Consider the following 18,916-nt stretch of genomic DNA (forward strand, 5'->3'; position numbering starts at 1 on the left):
CAAAGGGGCTATGGACAAAAGTGTTAGTAATAAGATACGTATTCTTTCTTTCTATTCTATTTTTATGGTAGTGGTTTGCCATGCTTATAATTTAACGAATTTGAGCATCGAAACCAATAGAGAGGTAGTTTATTATATTGAATACTTATTTGCTTTAGAGTTATCGAACATCTTTATACCGATGTTCTTTTTTATCTCGGGTTTTCTTTTTTTTAGAAATCATGACCTATCGGTATTTACATTTAAAAGAAAGATTAAAAATAGATTTAAAACACTGGTGATTCCTTATTTTTTGTGGTGTGGATTGTGGTTTTTAATTGTATATGCTATCCAATTTATCCCCATACTGTCTCATTTTTTTGAAGAACCATTGCATCAAATGCCTTTATGGAAACAAGCGTGGCTGGCATTTGTTGATCCTATAAATTATACATTTTGGTTTATTAGAGAACTCATATTTTATATTTGGGTAACACCACTTATTTATCTGGCAATAAAATATTTAAAGTTTTATTTTTTAATTTTTTTATGCGCCTTACTCTTTTTAGAACAACCTAGCTTATTTTATGCTAATAATGTTTATTTATTTCAATACCTGGGATTATTTTCTTTTACCTGCGGAGCATATACTTCTATTACAAAACTTAACATAATATCAAATTTTAAGACATCAACACATATACTGTCGGTAGTTATCTGGGGTATATGTATTTTTCTTAATTTTTATGTTCGCGATGCTTATGAAGAAACAGATATGATTGCTATACTCTGTAAACGAATAACCATGTTTGTTGGGTTTTTTACAGTTTGGACAATGTATGATTTTATTAATAAAAGGTATGAACTTACAAATAAGCCACTTTATGGATATCGTTTTTTTATATATGCAGCTCATGGTGTAGCATTAACCTATTTTACTAAGATATATGTAAAATATATTGGAGAAAATGATATTATTTTATTGGGATTATTTTTTATAAGTTCTGTATTGGCAACCTTGGCTTGCGTATGGTGTGCAAAGTTGCTTCAAAAAACAACACCAAAAGTATATGCACTTTTAACAGGAAGTAGATAAATGATTAAACTACTCTACATAACTAATAAAACATTCGGCCCGGGAGGTTTAGAACGCGTATTATCTATTAAAGCCAGCTATCTGGCTGATCATTTAGATTATGAAGTGCATATCGTAACATTAGATCAGGAAGATGAAGAAATGTTTTATGACTTTAGTCCAAATATCATTCATCATGATATTGTTACTAGTAGCAATCCGATTCGATTTTTGCGAAGCTATGTAAAAGGACTTAGAAAAGTTGTAAAAGAGATTGATCCCGATGTAATCTCTGTATGTGACGATGGTTTAAAAGGGTTTTTAGTACCATTATTGATCGGGAAACCATGTTCGATGATTTATGAAAGACATGTGTCTAAAAATATCGAAATTAAAAGTGTTACCCCATCCTTGAAAAGTAGGATATTTACAAACCTGAAATTCAGACTTATGAATTTTGGAGGGAAAAAATATGATCATTTTGTAGTATTAACTAATGGAAATTTAAAAGAATGGAATTTTAAAAACCTTAAAGTAATTCCTAACCCATTGTCGTTCTATCCCGAAGGACAAAGTACATTAAATAATAAAAAAGTATTAGCTGTAGGCAAACAGAGTTACCAAAAAGGATACGATAGATTATTGCAAAGCTGGAAATTGGTTACAGATACATATCCCGATTGGACATTAGATATTTATGGAACCATCAATGCAAATGAAAGGTTAGATAAAATAGCCAGTGATCTAAAAATAACAGAAAAAATAAATTTTTACGAACCCGTAAGAAATATAGCCGACAAATATCAGGAAGCTTCAATTTATGTAATGTCTTCCAGATATGAAGGTTTTGGAATGGTTTTAACCGAAGCAATGGCGTATGGTGTTCCTTGTGTCTCCTTTGATTGTCCTCATGGGCCATCGGATATTATTTCAGATAAAGAAAATGGTATTTTGATTGAAAAAGATAATATCGAGGATTTTGCAGAAGGTATTATGTTTTTGATACATAATGTAGAAGATAGAAAAAGAATGGGTGATAAAGCCCGAAATTCAGTAAAACGATATCTCCCAGAATCTGTTGTAAACGAATGGGATCAGTTGTTTGTTAATCTAATACGTAAGAATTAATGAAAAATATTTTACTAATCATACCGTATGGCGGTGTTGGAGGGATGGAAAGATTAGCATTTTCTTTTTATAACTTTTATAAAAAAGAAGGACATTTTGTAAAAGCGGTAAAATTTATAAAACTCCAAAATGATATCATTAATTTTGATGAAGACGAGTTGTATTTTTCAGATCGTGATTTTAGCGAAATGTCAAAAGCCGAACGATTAAAATTCTATGTTTCGATTCCTTATAAACTTAGAAAAGTAATCAAAAAACATAAAATCACACATTCGATTGCATTTGGTGCTATGCCCAATGTCTATAGTTCATTAACTTTTACCAAAGATTATAAGGTAGCCAGTATTCACGCATTAAAAAGTGTAGAACTTAGTAACAATTCTTTGCTAAGTAAAATGACCAGATTTGGTTATAAGTATACCTATAAGAATTTAGATAAAGTAGTTTGTATTAGTAATGCGATTAAAGAGGATTTAATCGAAAAATGTGATTTTAAATTTGCTGATAAATTAACGGTTATATATAATCCTCATGACGTCGATGAAATACAAAAACGATCGTTAGAAGATATTACAGAAGAAAATGAAGTAGCATTATTAGCATCAAATTCTGTGCTTTTTATAGGAAGATTATCTACGCAAAAGTCCCCGTGGCACTTGATAAAAGCATTTTCTTTGGTGATAAAAAATATACCAGATGCAAAACTCATTTTTATTGGTGATGGAGATGCAGGAGTGTTAAAACACCTTGAGAACTTAATCGATAGCTTTGATATAAATGAGCATATAAGTTTCTTAGGAAGAAAAAAGAATCCCTATAAATATTTAGCTAACGCAAAAATGTTAGCGTTGGCTTCTCATTATGAAGGTACTCCTAATGTAATTGTAGAAGCAATGTGTTTAGCTACTCCGGTTGTTTCTTCTTGTTGCACGTATGGTATTGTAGAGTTGATGAGTCTTCATGCTCAAAAAATTGAAGATAAAATGGTAGAAGTAGAAGCCGGAATAATTACTCCAAACCTATACAAAGGTAAGCTTGGGATTCCTTTAACCGATGATGAATTTATCGATGAGGAATATGTACTTGCAGAAGCTATAGAATTAGTGCTAAAATCTCCTAAGTACAAACAAAATTTAGAAGCTAAAAAAAATGAATTATTAATAAAATTTAATTTAGAAAGAGTAGCTAACGAGTATTTGAGTTAAGACAACAACAGTATAACAGAACCACTGTAATGTTATTATTAACCTAATAATAAATTGAAATGAATTTAGTTTTTGACATACAAAAATCTATAGAAAATAATTATAATAATAATGCTTTTTACTTCGGTGATACTTATTATAATTATAAAGATTTTGCTCAGGTAATATCAGATATAAGAAAAGAGATTCAATCCTCAATAAAAGAAAACGAAATTAATATAGGGTTAATTACTAATGATGATATTCAAACCTATGCTTCAATAATTGCTTTGTGGATGGAAGGAAAAGCCTATGTACCTCTAAATCCAGAATTTCCTATTAGCAGAAATAATGCGGTTATCGATCAAGCAGATATTAAAACTATTCTTGATTCTTCAGAGACCAAAGTCTTTACCGATTTTAATGTTATTCTTACCCAAAAATGTAATACTTCTGAAATTGACTTAACACCTGTAGAAGTGACTAAGGATGATCTTGGGTATATATTCTTTACTTCTGGTACAACAGGAACCCCAAAAGGAGTTCCCATTACTTTTGAGAATCTATCTGGTTTTATGGATGCATTCTGGGAATTAAATTATACCATAACAGATACAGATAGGTGCTTACAAATGTTTGAGTTAACATTTGATTTATCGGTAGTATCATACTTGGCCCCAATACTTAAAGGAGCCTGTATATACACAATACCAAAAGACGAAATTAAGTACAGCTATATATTTGAATTAATGGAAGATCATGAGCTAACTTTTGCATTAATGGTTCCTTCTATACTTCATTACTTAAGACCTTATTTTGATGAAATCGATTGTCCGGCTATGAAATACAGCCTTTTTTGCGGAGAAGCTTTACCCTTAGATGTCACCGAAGAATGGAGTAAATGTGTCCCAAATGCTACAATTGCTAATGTATATGGCCCTACAGAATGTACTATATTTTGTACCGATTATACTTATATAAGAAATGGGGATAACAAAACGCATAATGGCGTTTTGACGATTGGTAAGGATATGAAGAATACCAAAACTATTATTGTCGATGACGATAATAACGAAGTGAGAGAAGGAGAAAATGGAGAGTTATGCTTAAGTGGTATACAGCTAACTCCTGGATATTGGAAAAATGAAAAAAAGAATAAAGAAGTTTTTTTTACCAAAGAATATCGCGGAGAAAAAACAAGGTTTTATAGAACAGGAGATTTGTGTACTGTAGATAGTGATGGAGATATACTATATTTGGGAAGAGTTGATTTTCAAGCTAAGATTCAGGGGTTTAGAGTAGAATTGTCAGAAATTGAATTTCACGCTAAAGCAGCTTTAGATAAATTAAATGTCGTAGCCATTGCTTTTACAAATAGTATTCAGAATACAGAAATTGGATTGGTAATAGAGACTACAGAATTTGAAACAAAACAACTGTTGGATGATTTAAAAACTAAACTTCCACAGTATATGGTTCCTACGCAGATCAAATTTATTGATAGCTTTCCTTTAAATACAAATGGAAAGACAGATAGAAAAAAATTAAATAAACTATTCAGCTAACATTAGAGAGCTAATTATATTATTATGGAAGTAGATGTAATAAAGAGTAAAATAAGTGATGCATTGGTGTCTATATTAGAACATGATAACTTTGAGTTGCATGATGAGTTAACAGCAAAAGATGTAGATGGTTGGGATTCTCTATCGCATATGATGATTATCACCAAAATCGAAGAAGAATTTAGTATTCGGTTTAAGCTAAGAGATCTTAATAAACTAAAAAATTTGGGTTCACTAGTTTCGGTAATTCAAAATAAAATTTAAGTTATAAAAAGTGGTTTTTAATTCATTAGATTTTGTTGTCTTTATAATTCCGGTATTTTTATTATACTGGTTGGTTTTTAATAGATCCAAAGTATATCAGAACATTTTTTTGTTAGGAGCAAGTTTGTTTTTTTATACCTGGGCAGATTGGAGGTTTTTGGTACTATTAATAGGTAGCACACTTATTAATTATTATTTGGGATTAAAAATCTTTCGCACTCCTGAAGATCGTAAAAAAAGCATTTTCTTATATATCGGTTTAGTATTTAATGTTGGGCTTTTGCTATATTTTAAATATTTTAATTTTTTCTATGAAGGGTTTTATGAAATTCTAAATGTTTTTGGAAGTGAATCGACATATAATTCCCTGGTAATATTACTGCCATTAGGGATTAGTTTTTTTACATTTCAGACTCTTGGATATCTAATAGATGTTTATAATGAAGAAATAGAACCAAGTGAAAATCTTTTAGAGTTTTCTGTATTTGTAACATTTTTTCCTAAAATTCTTTCTGGTCCTATAGAAAGAGCGTCGAGTTTAATTCCGCAAATTCAAGAAAAAAGAGTTATATCATATCAAGTTTCAGTAGATGGATTACGCCAAATATTATGGGGTTTATTTGCTAAAATTGTCGTTGCAGAAAATTGTGCATTAATAGTCAATCCGATTTTTAATAATTACGAAAATGAGTCTGGGAGTACATTACTGTTAGGAACTTTTTTCTATGCGATACAGTTATATGCCGATTTTTCTGGGTACTCTAATATGGCGATAGGTGTTTCTAAGCTATTCGGAATACAATTAATGCGTAATTTTTCTACTCCGTTTTTTTCGACGAATATTAGCGATTTTTGGAGAAAATGGCATATGTCATTAACAACATGGATGATGGATTATGTGTTTACTCCATTATCATTTACCTTAAGAAGACATCAAAAAAAGGGATTGATCATATCTATAATTACCACGTTTGTTTTAGTTGGTTTTTGGCATGGTGCTAATTGGACATTTGTTGTTTACGGATTATTACACGGTATTTATTTTGTGCCATTAGTGTTTTCGGGTAAAATGAATACATCAGAAATTGTTGCAAAAGGAAAAATGCTTCCCTCTATAAAAGAAATTATTAAAATGATCCTTTTGTTTGTTTTAATTATGCTTACCGATGTTTTTTTCAGAGTAGAAAGTGTTTCTGTAGGATTTGAGTATCTGCAAGGGATTTTTTCTTTAAGTATTATCGATGTACCATCTGTGTTATTTACGTCTACTACATTAATCACCACCGCATTAGTTGGTTTTTTTATGTTGATAGAATGGGTAAACAGAGAAAAGAAACATGATTTTGAGATAGGTAATTATAATATTTATCTTAGATGGATTTCTTATGTATCCATTTTTGTTTTGATATTAATTTTTGGAAAAAGTGCTGAAACATTTATATACTTTCAATTTTAAATGATTATGAAACGATTACTTTTAAAGTTGTGTCTTTTCTTTATTTGCTGTCTGGCAATAACCACTTTTGTGTTAGTACAATATGGGGGGAATGTAGATTATTTTTATCAAAAATTTACTACTCCAAAAGCTGTATCTATGGTGATAGGAGATTCTAGAAGTATGCAGGGTATACAACCAAGAGTGATAAACAAAAGGCTGAAAGAATTAAAATATGAATTACCCATTTTTAATTATAGTTTGACAATTGCAGAAACTCCGATTGGCCCTTTATATAATAAAAGTATAGAAAAGAAATTAGATGAAACTTCAGAAAATGGAGTTTTTATTATTTCGGTTACACCGTGGATGTTTGGATCTGATAAGGATAATGATAATAATAATGGAGAATTTAGAGAAGCAGATAGACCACCTCATAATATGAGATTTGTTAACATGAATCCTAATTATGAATACCTTTTTAAAAATTTAACTTATTTTCATTTTAAAGCGCTTTTTAGAAAAACATCAACAATGCATAAAGACGGGTGGCTTGAAGAAAATAACTTACCCACAAATCCAAAAGTTTTTGATGAATGGAAGAAAAGACAAGGAAGATTATTTGATAAAATGATAAGAAATTATGAAGTTTCTTCTTTGCGATTAAACAGTTTGGATGTTTTAATTAAAAAGTTAAAGAAACATGGTAATGTTTATATGGTACGTATGCCTATTGATCTTGATTTTGTAGCTGTAGAGAATTCGTTTTATAAAAACTTTGATAAGGATATGAGTACCGTAGCAATATCTAATCAAATAGAGTACTTTAATTTTAATGTATCGAGTACACATACAAATTTTAAAACCTATGACGGTCACCATCTGGATAAGCATGGAGGTTTAGAGTTTACTAATATACTTTGTGATTCTATAATAAGAAGTGCAAACACTGTAAAATAAGATAGTATATGAAATCAATACTTATAGCCATTTATAAAATATTTCTTATTCCACACATATTTGTATACAAATTGAGTAAAAATAGAAATAAGATTGATATGGATATAGAGCGGTGGGCCTCTGTAAAAGGAATGAATATGAGTAAAAATGCCCTACTTCTTGATTTTTTGGCAAATTCACCCGATTTTAGAACTATATTTTATTTTAGGACAAGAAGTCTGGTATCACATATTCTTAACCTATATTGTAGAAAACAGAAAAATTTTATTATAGATATTACTACCAAACTGGGAGGAGGAGTTATTACAGGACATCCATATTGTACAATCCTAAACGCCGATGCGATAGGGGATAATTTCTATGTAAATCATTTGGTAACCATCGGAGAGGAAAAAGGGAAAAGGCCTACAATAGGTAATAATGTATCTATTTACACAGGAGCAATTGTAATAGGAGATATTACTATAGGAGATAACTGTGTTATTGGAGCTGGTAGCGTTGTTACCAAGAGTATACCTGATAACTGTACGGCAGTGGGTAATCCTGCTAGAATACTGGATAAGAAGTAAGAAGTTATGAAACAAACAATAAAATAAGAGAGTATGTTTGATTTTATTCCAGTAGAGCAATATTTTCCGGTATATATAAATTTATTTCTTTTTCTGGTTCTATTTACTCTTTTACATACTCGTCTATTAAAAATGGATGATCCCAAAAATCTTGGATTTATTAATATAGCTGGTTTCGTGTTAATGGCATATATAATTTTATATATGGGGCAAAGACCATTAAGCGGTAAGTTTTTTGGTGATATGAGAACGTATACCAGGTATTTTAATTACTATAGATTAGGAGGAGTAGTAACATCGGATACCGATGTGCTTTTTCACCTATATATGAAAAGTCTGTCTTATGTGGCTTCTTCTCGTACATTTTTTACTGTCACAGCAGCAATATATGTATTACCCTTATATAGAATTTCTAAGCAACTTTTTAAGGAATATTGGTATTACGCGTTTTTAATGTTTGCGGTTTCTTTCTCTTTTTATACGTATGGAGTAAATGGTATTAGAAATGGAGCTGCTACATCTTTATTTTTATTAGGAATAAGTTTTAGAAAAAATACGATAGTTATGATACTTTGCTTTTTGTTATCGGTTTCTTTTCATAAAACGATGTCACTACCTATAATAGCTTTTACCATAACAAGATTCTATAATGATCCCAAAGTGTTTCTAAAAGGATGGTTAGCCTGTATTCCACTTTCATTGGCAATGGGAGGTTTTTGGGTGTCTATTTTTAGTAGTCTGGGATTTGATGATAGACTATCTGATTATTTAACAGCTCAAGCAGAAGAAGGTACTTTTGCCAGTACCGGTTTTCGCTGGGATTTTTTATTTCATAGCGCATTTGCAGTTTTTGCAGGATGGTATGTTATTTATAAGAAAAATTTTGAAGACCCCTTTTATTTTAGACTTCTAAATACTTATCTAATTTGTAATGGATTTTGGATTCTGGTAATCAAAGCAAATTACTCTAATAGATTTGCTTATTTATCATGGTTTATGATGGGATTAGTAGTCATTTACCCATTTCTTAAACAACGATTTTTTAAAGATCATCATTTTATGATAGGAAAAATAACACTTGTTTATTTTATGTTTACCTATGCTATGTATTACGTATATTCTGGATAACAAATTAACCAATAAAAAGTATGAAATGAGCCATGACAATCAATGTTGATACCAACCAAAATGTTCAATGGCGAATTCCATCTGACAACTAATAAACAATAAAAAAGAACAGATGAAAACGATTACAGTATTTACTCCTACATATAACAGAGCATATTGCTTACATAAGTGCTATGAAAGCCTTATAAAACAATCAAATCAAGATTTTGTATGGCTAATTATTGATGACGGCTCTTCTGATGATACCAAAGAATTGGTAGCGTCCTGGATTAATGAAAACAAGATAGATATACAGTATCATTATCAAAAAAATCTGGGAATGCATGGGGGGCATAATGCTGCCTATAGACTTATTGAAACCACACTTAATGTTTGTATTGATAGTGATGACTTTGTGGGAGAGGAAGCAATTCAAAAAATACTTGATTCCTGGGAAGTCATTAAAGATAAACCAGAATATGCGGGTTTGGTTGGATTAGATGCAGATGAAAGTGGAACTATTATCGGAACCAAAATCCCTGAAGGAGTCAAAGAGACAACATTGTACGAATTGTATAATACTCATAAAGTATTGGGGGATAAAAAGCTGGTATATAGAACCGAAGTAGTCAAAAAATACCCTCCATATCCAATTTTTGAAGGAGAACGTTTTGTCCCGCTGGGATATTTATATCAATTGATCGATCAGGATTATAAGCTATTACCAGTTAACGAAGTTTTTTGTGTTGTAGAATATATGGTTGATGGTTCTAGTATGAACATGTTAAAACAATATCGACGACACCCCAGAGGTTTTGCATTTTCAAGAAAGAGCAGAATGCAATTGGCAACAAACTTTAAGGATAAATTTAAAAATGCAATTCATTATGTATCAAGCTCATTGTTTATTAAGAATGGCTCATTTTTAAAAGAATCTCCAAAAAAAATAACCACGATTCTCGCAATTCCTTTCGGAATAGTACTAAATCTATATATAAGATATAAAACTAAAGAAGGAATTTAATGGGGCCAATTAGAGTATTACAGATTTTTACTATTATGAATCGGGGAGGAGCAGAATCCATGATCATGAACTATTATCGTAATATAGATAGAGATAAAGTTCAGTTTGACTTTTTGGTGCATAGAAAAGGAAAAGCGGCTTTTGATGATGAAATCAAAAGCTTAGGAGGAAATATCTATATCATGGATCCAATTAATCCTTTTTTTCCAAAAGAATATTATGATAAACTCAGAACATTTTTTAATGAACATAAAGGATATACGATAGTACATTCTCATCTAAACACATTTAGTAGTTTTCCTCTAAAAATAGCAAAAGAGTTTAATATCCCTTGTAGAATTGCCCACGCACATACTGCGTTTGAAAATATTAAACTTAGAAATTTTGTACCTAACAAAGAAAACGTAACAGAAACGGTAAAAAAACTCATAAAATTTAGGTTAAGAAAAAAGGTGAGTACCTATGCTACCCATCGTTTTTCTTGCGGAGACAAAGCAGGGCAATGGCTTTTTGGTAAAAACAATGATTTTTACACCATGAATAATGCTATAGACACCAAAAAATTTGTCTATAAGCCAGAAACAGATCAGAAATATAGAAAAGAATTGAATCTGGAAGGTAAAGTATTAATAGGACATGTAGGACGTCTTAATAATGCAAAAAACCATTCCTATTTACTCCGAATATTTGCCAATATTCTGGAAGAAAGACCAGACTGTATCTTAGTACTTGTAGGGAATGGAGAATTACAACAGGCTATAGAACAAGAAATTGATGATTTGGGAATCCAGGATCAGGTTAGAATGTTAGGGGTTAGATCTGATATTTCAGAATTACTTCAGATGATGGATATTTTTGTCTTTCCTTCATTTTATGAAGGCCTTCCTGTTACTTTAATTGAAGCTCAGGCTGCAGGGCTTAGGATTTTGGCATCCGATACAATTACTCGAGAAGTAAAGCTAACCGATGATATCGAATTTGTTTCGATTCAAAAACCGACTAGTTTTTGGGTACATAAAATATTCGATATTTTACCATATAAAAAACAAGATAACAGCGATAAAATTGCAAAAGCAGGTTATGATATCGGATCTAATACAGAAAAAATACAAAACTTTTATCTAAATAATAAATAGTTATGGGAAATATGCAGGACAAGATTTATGAACAATCTCCGCATTTTATACAAAATTGGATTGTTTCTATCTATAATCTTTTAGCATATAAAAAAAGGTATTCTGGGAAATATAAATATTTCCTGAAAGCGTATTTACAAAAAAGAAATTTGTCATTAGACGAACTGAAAGAACTGCAAATTGAAAAATACAAAGAGCTTATATTGCATACAAAAAATCATTCTGAGTATTATAGAAATATTTTCTCTAAGATAGAGTCTCCAGAAGATCTGGCCAATATAAAACAACTGCCAATAATTGATAAAGAGACCTTAAGAAATAATCTGTCAGATATTTATACAGTTGAAAAAAGCGAAGGTATACTTTCTAAAACAGGGGGTACAACCGGGAAATCTTTAGAAGTAGTATATACTCATGATGATATACAGGAACGATTTGCATTGCTTGATGATTTTAGAAATGAATTTGGATACAAACTCGGTAAGAAAACGGCATGGTTTAGTGGTAAAAACCTTTTAAGCAAAAGAGATCTGAAAAAAAACAGATTCTGGAAGACGGATCATATTCATAAAGTGAGATATTACTCTACGTTTCATATTCATGGAAAATACCTAAAACATTATATTAACGATCTAATTTCGTATAAGCCTCAATATATGGTTGGTTTTCCTTCAACAATGTATGAAATTGCAAAATACGGAATGGCTCACAATATAGACTTTCCTGCAAATATTATAACAGCAATATTTCCAACAGCAGAAACCATCACAGACGATATTAGAGATGTTCTTGAAGGGTATTTTAAAACAAATCTATACAACCAATACGCATCTTCTGAAGGAGCTCCGTTTATTTTTGAATGCAAAAATAAAAAGCTACACATGGATTTAAAAAGTGGAGTTTTTGAAGTTTTAAATGAAAATAATGAGCCCAGTAAAAAAGGAAGACTTGTAGTAACTTCTTTTACAACTCATGGTACTCCGTTAATACGATACGATATAGGAGATCAAATTGAATTAGGAGATAGTAATGATACATGTGATTGTGGAAATAATAATCCATTAGTTAAAGAAGTTTTGGGACGTATCTCAGATTATATATACTCTGAAGAAATTGGTAAGATTAATCTTGGTAATATCTCTAATTGTTTAAAAGGAGTTAAAGGAATTATTAAATTCCAAATTCAGCAAAATGTAATCGATAGCCTTTTGGTTTTAATAGAAAAAGATGATCAGATATACTCATCGGAGTATGAAAAAGTGTTTTTAAAAAACTTAAGAGATCGCGTTGGGGCTAGTATTGCTATTGAACTAAAACATGTTGCCGAAATACCAGTAGAGAAAAGTGGGAAATATAGATTGATAAAAAATAACATCAAAGAAGAAATTAGTATCTAATTTGATAGTTAGCAAAAATGTAGTGTTGTTGCGGTAACAAATAATTATTATAAAATGATCAAAGTTTTACAGGTTTTTACGATGATGGATAGGGGAGGTTCAGAATCTATGATTATGAACTATTATAGGAAGATAGATAGAGAAAAAATTCAGTTTGATTTTCTGGTACATAGAAAAGAGAAATGTGATTTTGATGATGAAATTGAAAGCCTGGGAGGAAAAATTTATAGATTGTCACCAATAAATCCAATATTTCCGGGAAAATACTATGAAGAATTAAGAGCGTTTTTTAAAACCCATACAGAGTACACTATTATTCACTCTCACCTCAATACATTTAGTTGTTTTCCGATTAAAATAGCTAAAGAGTTTAGTATTCCAATTAGGATTGTTCATGCACATATTGCAATCGAAAAAATTAAATTTTCGGATCTAATCCCTAGTAAAGAAAATCTTATAGATACGGTTAAAAAGCTGATAAAATTTCGATTAAAAAACAAAAATCGTAAGGATGCTACACATTATTTTTCGTGTGGAGATAAAGCGGGGCAATGGCTTTTTGGTAAAAACACAGAATTTTTAACCATGAACAATGCTATTGATACCGAAAAATTTGTTTTCGATCCAATAACAAGAAAAGAGTACAGAAAAGAAATGGGAGTTGAAGATCAATTTGTGATCGGCCATGTCGGAAGATTGGATACTCAAAAAAATCATATATTCTTAATACAGATATTTGCTCGTATTATTGAAAACCATCCCAATGCTAAGCTGATGCTAGTGGGAGAGGGGCCTTTGAGAGAGAAAATTGCTACTGAAGCCAAACGTCTTGGTGTAGAGGATGATGTTATGATTTTAGGAGTTCGATCAGATATTCCAGAATTGTTACAAGCATTTGATTCTTTTGTATTTCCTTCGTTTTATGAAGGGCTACCAGTAACACTTATCGAAGCACAGGCAGCCGGACTTAAGATTTTTGCTTCAGATACTATTACAACCGAAGTAAGTTTAACCAACGATATCGAATTTTTGTCAATTAAAGACACTGCAGAGTTTTGGGCAAATAAAGTGGTAAAAGCAATGTCATATACCAGAATAAATAATAAAACTCAAATCGTTAATGGAGGATATGATATTATTTCGAATACAAAACGAATTGAAGAATTTTACCTTCAACAAATAAACCATTAATTTTTATGCTAAAATCCATATAGATATATGCTTTTTAATTCGATAGATTTTTTCGTATTTCTTTCTTTAGTTTTTATAGGCTATTGGTTTATTACGTACAAAAATCTAAAGGTGCAAAATGTGTTATTACTTATTGCCAGCTACGTGTTTTATGGTTGGTGGGATTGGCGTTTTTTGTCTTTGATAGCATTAAGTACGATTATTGATTATACAGCAGGGTCTCGAATACATCAGTCTAAAGAAGTTTTGGTAAAAAAGAGGTGGCTTTGGGTAAGTATTGTTTTCAATTTAGGAATGTTAGGTTTTTTTAAATACTATAACTTTTTTATAGATTCCTGGATTGATCTTTTTGCTTCTGTAGGTTATGAACTTCAAAGTACATGGACTTTAAAGATTATTCTGCCTGTTGGTATTTCGTTTTACACTTTTCAGACCTTATCATACTCGATAGATATTTATAGAGAAAAATTACAACCCACTAAGGATTTCATCGCTTTTGCTGCATTTGTAGCTTTCTTTCCGCAGTTAGTCGCAGGACCTATAGAAAGGGCAACCAATCTGGTACCACAGTTTTTAAAGAAAAGAACATTTACATATCAAACTTTTTCTTATGGAATAAAGTTAATGATCTGGGGATTCTTTCTGAAATTGGTTGTAGCAGATAGAGCTGCTATTTATGTAAATGCGGTATATAACAATACAGAAAATCATGATGGATTAAGTTTTATTGCAGCAACAGTATTATTCGCTTTTCAGATCTATGGGGATTTTGCTGGGTATTCATTAATTGCTATAGGAACATCCAAACTTTTTGGTTTTGATTTGATGACCAACTTTAGGCGACCATATTTTTCGGCATCGGTAAGTGAGTTTTGGACCAGATGGCATATTTCGTTATCAACATGGTTTAGAGATTATTTATACATACCATTAGGAGGAAATCGAGTAGCAAAACCAAGATGGTTATTTAACCTTTTTATCACGTTTTTAATTAGTGGGCTATGGCACGGAGCAAACTGGACTTTTGTGGTTTGGGGAGCTTTAAACGGATTCTATCTCATTTTAGAAGTTCTTGTATTCAAAAAAAGAAGAAAAGGAGTGTTTAATGTGTTATTGACATTTGTATTGATCAATTTTGCATGGGTATTCTTTAGAGCAAATAGTATTGAAGATGCTTTTTTTATTATAAAAAGAATCTGTACGGTGCCAGGAAGATTATATATAGGGAGCGGAGATGATATTACAGCCTCATTATATGCAACCTTGGCAATTGCTATTCTGGTCCTAGTAGAATTGAAAAAAGAATATTTTAATACTTTGTTTTCGATTTCTAATCATAAGTATGAATTTGTACGATTAACAGGATATGCTGTTCTGATTTATATAATTATGTATTTTGGAGTATTTGGTAAAAGTCAGTTTATTTATTTTCAGTTTTAAAATATGATTAGAAAAGAATATAAGACATCATTAATCAAGCTTGGAAAATTTCTTGTGATTTTTCTCCTAGTTGATTTTGCTTTAGGAATGATCTCTAAACAATTGTTTTTTAGTCAGGAAACCGGAAAATATGCCAGATCTACTTATGCCATACAAGAAACAAATGCAAAAGTGTTAATTTTCGGAAGTTCTCATGCTCACCGACATTATGTACCCGAGGTTATAGAAACAGAATTAAAAAAGTCTTGTTATAATGCAGGGGCAGAGGGGCAGCAATTATTATATCATGTGGCACTTCAAAAAATGATTATTAAACGAATGCAACCCGAGTTAATGATCTTAAATATCGATGAAGATTTTTTATATCATACTAAAGAAGCATATGATAGGCTTAGTGATCTGCATCCCTATTATTCGGATTATAGAGATGATTTAAGACCTATATTAGGATTACAATCTAAGCTGGTAGACTTTAAATTATTTTTCAAAGGATACCAAACCAATTCAACAATTATGCATGTTATTCGGTATTATGCATCACCCCAGCTGGATTATAAAGGATACAGACCATTATTTGGAAAAGTTAAACCTTCTAAGCATATAAACGAAGAAGCTCAATCAAAAATTGAAAAAGGAGTAGAGGATATAGATCAAAATTTTGTAGCTGCGCTCCAGATGTTTATTGCAACCGCTAAGGATCATAATATAGATTTGGTTTTTGTTACTTCCCCGACTTATTTTACTGTAGATCATTCTATGAATACTTCTTTTAATAGGATTAAGGCAATAGCCGAAAAAGAAAATATTCCTTTTGTAGATTTTTTTAATGATCAACAATTTATGGGTAAACCAACATTGTTTCATGATCCATCACATTTAAATAATGATGGTGCAAAGTTATTTACCGAAAAATTAGCAGACCAGATCAGAAAGTTTAAATAACGTGAGTTCGACGTTATTATATTAGTGAGGCGCCTTTTTAAAACTAAAACCTTATATCGATTTCACGTTTAATACTATTATGATAGTATTAAAATTGATCATACAATAAAAAAAACCAGAGTATAACAACTCTGGTTTTTTTATAGAATATTTTAAACTAATTAGTTACATGTATTACCTGTATCGGTTATCGCACCTGGATTAGTAGAATTGTTATTTATACATACAAATCTCGCTGCACCAGTTGGTTCAAAGATGGTATTATTAAGCAACGTTACTGATGAGTTATCTCCGAATAATCGAATTCCATCACTCTCTGTAGGGCTAATTTTAGTATTTCCAGAAACTTCTATATTAGAAGCATCTCCAATTTGTAAACCACCATCTACCTTATTATTTTTAAATATAACACCATGGGTTTTTGTAAAGTTTACAGCTTTAGAAGTTGTAAATGTATTATCTTCTAGGGTTATACGATAATCACTATATTCTGGCTTATTATTAAGCTGTGCAAAATATACGTGAAAACGACCTCCATTAACTGTATTACGTTTTAAGGAGATATTTTTTGCAAAAGAATTTGTAGCACTTATAGCATTACCAGTTGTGGTAATGTTATTATCATTAAATTCTGAATTCTTAGATTTTCCAAACTGTAATCCTATAGCACAATTGGTTATTGTATTATTAGTGATATCGGTATCATCGGCATTGGTAGCAATTGCCAAATCATATCCAGAGATGTTATTACCAGAAATTAGATTGTTGAAAGCAGTTTCACCACCATCTGCTGCAAATATGGCAAATCGCTCTTTAGCTTTTTCAGATAATGCTTTAAACGTATTATTAATGATTTTTGTACCGTTGGTATGTGTATATACTAATTGGGTTTCAAAATTATTTTCCTCAACAGTTACGGTCTGACCAATAGTTATAGATACAGATCCACCACCACTACCAGTTTCAGTATTTCCTTTGATAAGAACGTCAAACACTCTTTCGAACTCTTTAAGCTCTCCTGTATCAGGATCTCTTCTTCTTGTAGCTTCAATATTAATTGCATATTTTACTTCACCACCATCAGAATTTGTAGAAGAGTTACCAGTATTGGTAAACGTATTATTTAATATTTTGATATCTCTACCTTCTGTCAAAGCGATACTCATTCTTCTACTATTCTCGAATTTACAGTTTTGTACAGTTACATTGGTTGTAGGGTTATAGGTGTCTGGATTAAAAGAAAAACCAATAGAGTTAATATTAAGAGAACCACTAGATCCGTCAACAAATCGAACACCATCTATGGTAACATTTCTTCCAGAACGGATTAACAAAGTATGTGAACCATACTGTCCTGCTAATTCACCAGGAGGATAAGCTCTTAGATCTCTATCACCATATAAAACTCCTCCAGATATAGTAATGTTTTCTGCATCTCGCACAGCTAACAGGGCTCCTCTTTCATGTTCTGCAGTACCAGGAAAAACACGTAGGTTAGTATTATCAGACATGACCAGGTTAAAATCAGAAGGCACATTTATGGCTTCAATACCTTTATGATGAACTGTAGAATATGGAGGTGTCGGATTGTGTATCTGGAAAAAAGCATCAAACTTACCAATCTGAAAAGTTTTAGCTCCATAACTTTTTGTGTACTCAAATAATCGTTCTAACTCAAAAGTGTTTTCTTGGGCAATGTCAGAAGTAGTAGTTCCTTCGACAATACCTTTCCATCTCGAAGCAAAAAATTTAAAGGTAGGTTCTTTAAGTTGTACATCTCCTTCGATTTCTAAGTCAGAGCTTAGGAGTTCACCAGCGATAGTACCACCAGCAAAAATTAATTTTCCATTTTTAACATCACCACCGTCAAATTCAAATTTAACATTAGCAGGTAGTGTAATCGTTTCTCCTTTAAGATCTAAAACACAATTAAATATAATTGTAGAATTGGGATCGACAGTAGATAAATCAAAATCACAAGGAGTAGTCACTACATTTGGTGGTGTATCTGCTATTGGATCAATAACAGGAACTTCTCCTTCAGTATCTGGCGGAGCAACTTGATCAACATTTTCTTTGCTACAGGAAATAGCAATACAGCTCATAAAAATAAGTAGGTAATAAGGTAACTTTTTCATTTGGGGGGATATTTATTTGGGTTAATTATTTATTCTGATTTGAGTTATTTACCATGTTTTTTGAGTTTGTTGTTACTTTTTTGAGTTAGTTATTATGTGCACTAACGTAAGATTGGGAAATTAATTGTGTAAATTTTATTTGGAAATGTTAAATTTTCTTCAAAAAACGAAAATACTTGATTTTACTAGGGCAAACCTTACTTTTTTTGTTGATTTTCCGCAGAAAACAACAAGATTCTTACTAGTTATTTTGTTTAGCGATTAAAAAATAAAAGAAACCATAATTTAAAGTTTTCAAACACTCGCATATAACTATATTTGTATCCGAAAATATTTTAGAATCAACTCATTGTTATTGTTAATCAAAAATAGATAATGAGTT

At 31.0% G+C, this 18,916-nt stretch carries 16 protein-coding genes; 15 read left to right on the forward strand and 1 reads right to left on the reverse strand.

From position 1 onward, the window contains the following. The first annotated feature begins 10 nt into the window (after window positions 1-10). From NNH57_RS22290 to NNH57_RS22360, 15 genes are all read left to right on the forward strand, one after another. The gene (locus NNH57_RS22290) at window positions 11-1,075 is read left to right on the forward strand and encodes an acyltransferase family protein (RefSeq protein WP_108808837.1); all 1,065 of its coding nucleotides are present in this window, start codon (window positions 11-13) and stop codon (window positions 1,073-1,075) included. After that, the gene (locus NNH57_RS22295; RefSeq protein WP_108808838.1) at window positions 1,076-2,182 is read left to right on the forward strand and encodes a glycosyltransferase family 4 protein; all 1,107 of its coding nucleotides are present in this window, start codon (window positions 1,076-1,078) and stop codon (window positions 2,180-2,182) included. Next, complete coding sequence (locus NNH57_RS22300; protein ID WP_074406530.1) at window positions 2,182-3,387, forward strand: glycosyltransferase; 1,206 nt, start codon at window positions 2,182-2,184, stop codon at window positions 3,385-3,387. The genes NNH57_RS22295 and NNH57_RS22300 overlap by 1 nt, the downstream gene beginning before the upstream one ends. A gap of 59 nt (window positions 3,388-3,446) precedes the next feature. Then, a complete protein-coding gene (locus NNH57_RS22305; protein ID WP_108808839.1) occupies window positions 3,447-4,931 on the forward strand; it encodes an AMP-binding protein in 1,485 nt (494 codons plus the stop codon). Between the two features lie 24 nt (window positions 4,932-4,955). Further along, window positions 4,956-5,195, forward strand: coding sequence for an acyl carrier protein (locus NNH57_RS22310; protein ID WP_025663544.1), 240 nt, complete (start codon window positions 4,956-4,958; stop codon window positions 5,193-5,195). 10 nt (window positions 5,196-5,205) lie between these two features. Continuing rightward, window positions 5,206-6,651 carry an MBOAT family O-acyltransferase gene (locus tag NNH57_RS22315; protein WP_108808840.1) on the forward strand — a complete coding sequence of 482 codons (1,446 nt, stop codon included), beginning with the start codon at window positions 5,206-5,208 and terminating at the stop codon, window positions 6,649-6,651. Between the two features lie 6 nt (window positions 6,652-6,657). Further along, complete coding sequence (locus NNH57_RS22320; protein WP_132066185.1) at window positions 6,658-7,590, forward strand: hypothetical protein; 933 nt, start codon at window positions 6,658-6,660, stop codon at window positions 7,588-7,590. A gap of 8 nt (window positions 7,591-7,598) precedes the next feature. Then, window positions 7,599-8,159 (forward strand): serine O-acetyltransferase, encoded by a 561-nt coding sequence (locus NNH57_RS22325; protein WP_051475981.1) that lies wholly within the window; start codon window positions 7,599-7,601, stop codon window positions 8,157-8,159. A gap of 33 nt (window positions 8,160-8,192) precedes the next feature. Then, complete coding sequence (locus tag NNH57_RS22330; RefSeq protein WP_074406526.1) at window positions 8,193-9,287, forward strand: EpsG family protein; 1,095 nt, start codon at window positions 8,193-8,195, stop codon at window positions 9,285-9,287. A 112-nt stretch (window positions 9,288-9,399) separates the two neighbouring features. Then, the gene (locus NNH57_RS22335) at window positions 9,400-10,290 is read left to right on the forward strand and encodes a glycosyltransferase family 2 protein (protein ID WP_108808842.1); all 891 of its coding nucleotides are present in this window, start codon (window positions 9,400-9,402) and stop codon (window positions 10,288-10,290) included. Then, window positions 10,290-11,426 carry a glycosyltransferase family 1 protein gene (locus NNH57_RS22340; protein ID WP_074406524.1) on the forward strand — a complete coding sequence of 379 codons (1,137 nt, stop codon included), beginning with the start codon at window positions 10,290-10,292 and terminating at the stop codon, window positions 11,424-11,426. Before NNH57_RS22335 ends, NNH57_RS22340 begins: the two co-directional genes overlap by 1 nt. 2 nt (window positions 11,427-11,428) lie before the next feature. Beyond that, window positions 11,429-12,823, forward strand: coding sequence for a phenylacetate--CoA ligase family protein (locus tag NNH57_RS22345; protein WP_234423421.1), 1,395 nt, complete (start codon window positions 11,429-11,431; stop codon window positions 12,821-12,823). Between the two features lie 54 nt (window positions 12,824-12,877). Further along, the gene (locus tag NNH57_RS26500) at window positions 12,878-14,014 is read left to right on the forward strand and encodes a glycosyltransferase family 1 protein (protein WP_074406522.1); all 1,137 of its coding nucleotides are present in this window, start codon (window positions 12,878-12,880) and stop codon (window positions 14,012-14,014) included. Between the two features lie 111 nt (window positions 14,015-14,125). Further along, the gene (locus tag NNH57_RS22355) at window positions 14,126-15,454 is read left to right on the forward strand and encodes an MBOAT family O-acyltransferase (RefSeq protein WP_328515250.1); all 1,329 of its coding nucleotides are present in this window, start codon (window positions 14,126-14,128) and stop codon (window positions 15,452-15,454) included. A gap of 3 nt (window positions 15,455-15,457) precedes the next feature. Continuing rightward, the gene (locus tag NNH57_RS22360; protein ID WP_108808844.1) at window positions 15,458-16,396 is read left to right on the forward strand and encodes a hypothetical protein; all 939 of its coding nucleotides are present in this window, start codon (window positions 15,458-15,460) and stop codon (window positions 16,394-16,396) included. A 161-nt stretch (window positions 16,397-16,557) separates the two neighbouring features. Here NNH57_RS22360 and NNH57_RS22365 read toward each other — a convergent pair whose 3' ends face one another. Next, the gene (locus tag NNH57_RS22365; protein WP_108808845.1) at window positions 16,558-18,534 is read right to left on the reverse strand and encodes a right-handed parallel beta-helix repeat-containing protein; all 1,977 of its coding nucleotides are present in this window, start codon (window positions 18,532-18,534) and stop codon (window positions 16,558-16,560) included. Window positions 18,535-18,916 lie beyond the last annotated feature (382 nt).

It is taken from the genome of Aquimarina spinulae, assembly GCF_943373825.1.
Lineage (GTDB): Bacteria > Bacteroidota > Bacteroidia > Flavobacteriales > Flavobacteriaceae > Aquimarina > Aquimarina spinulae.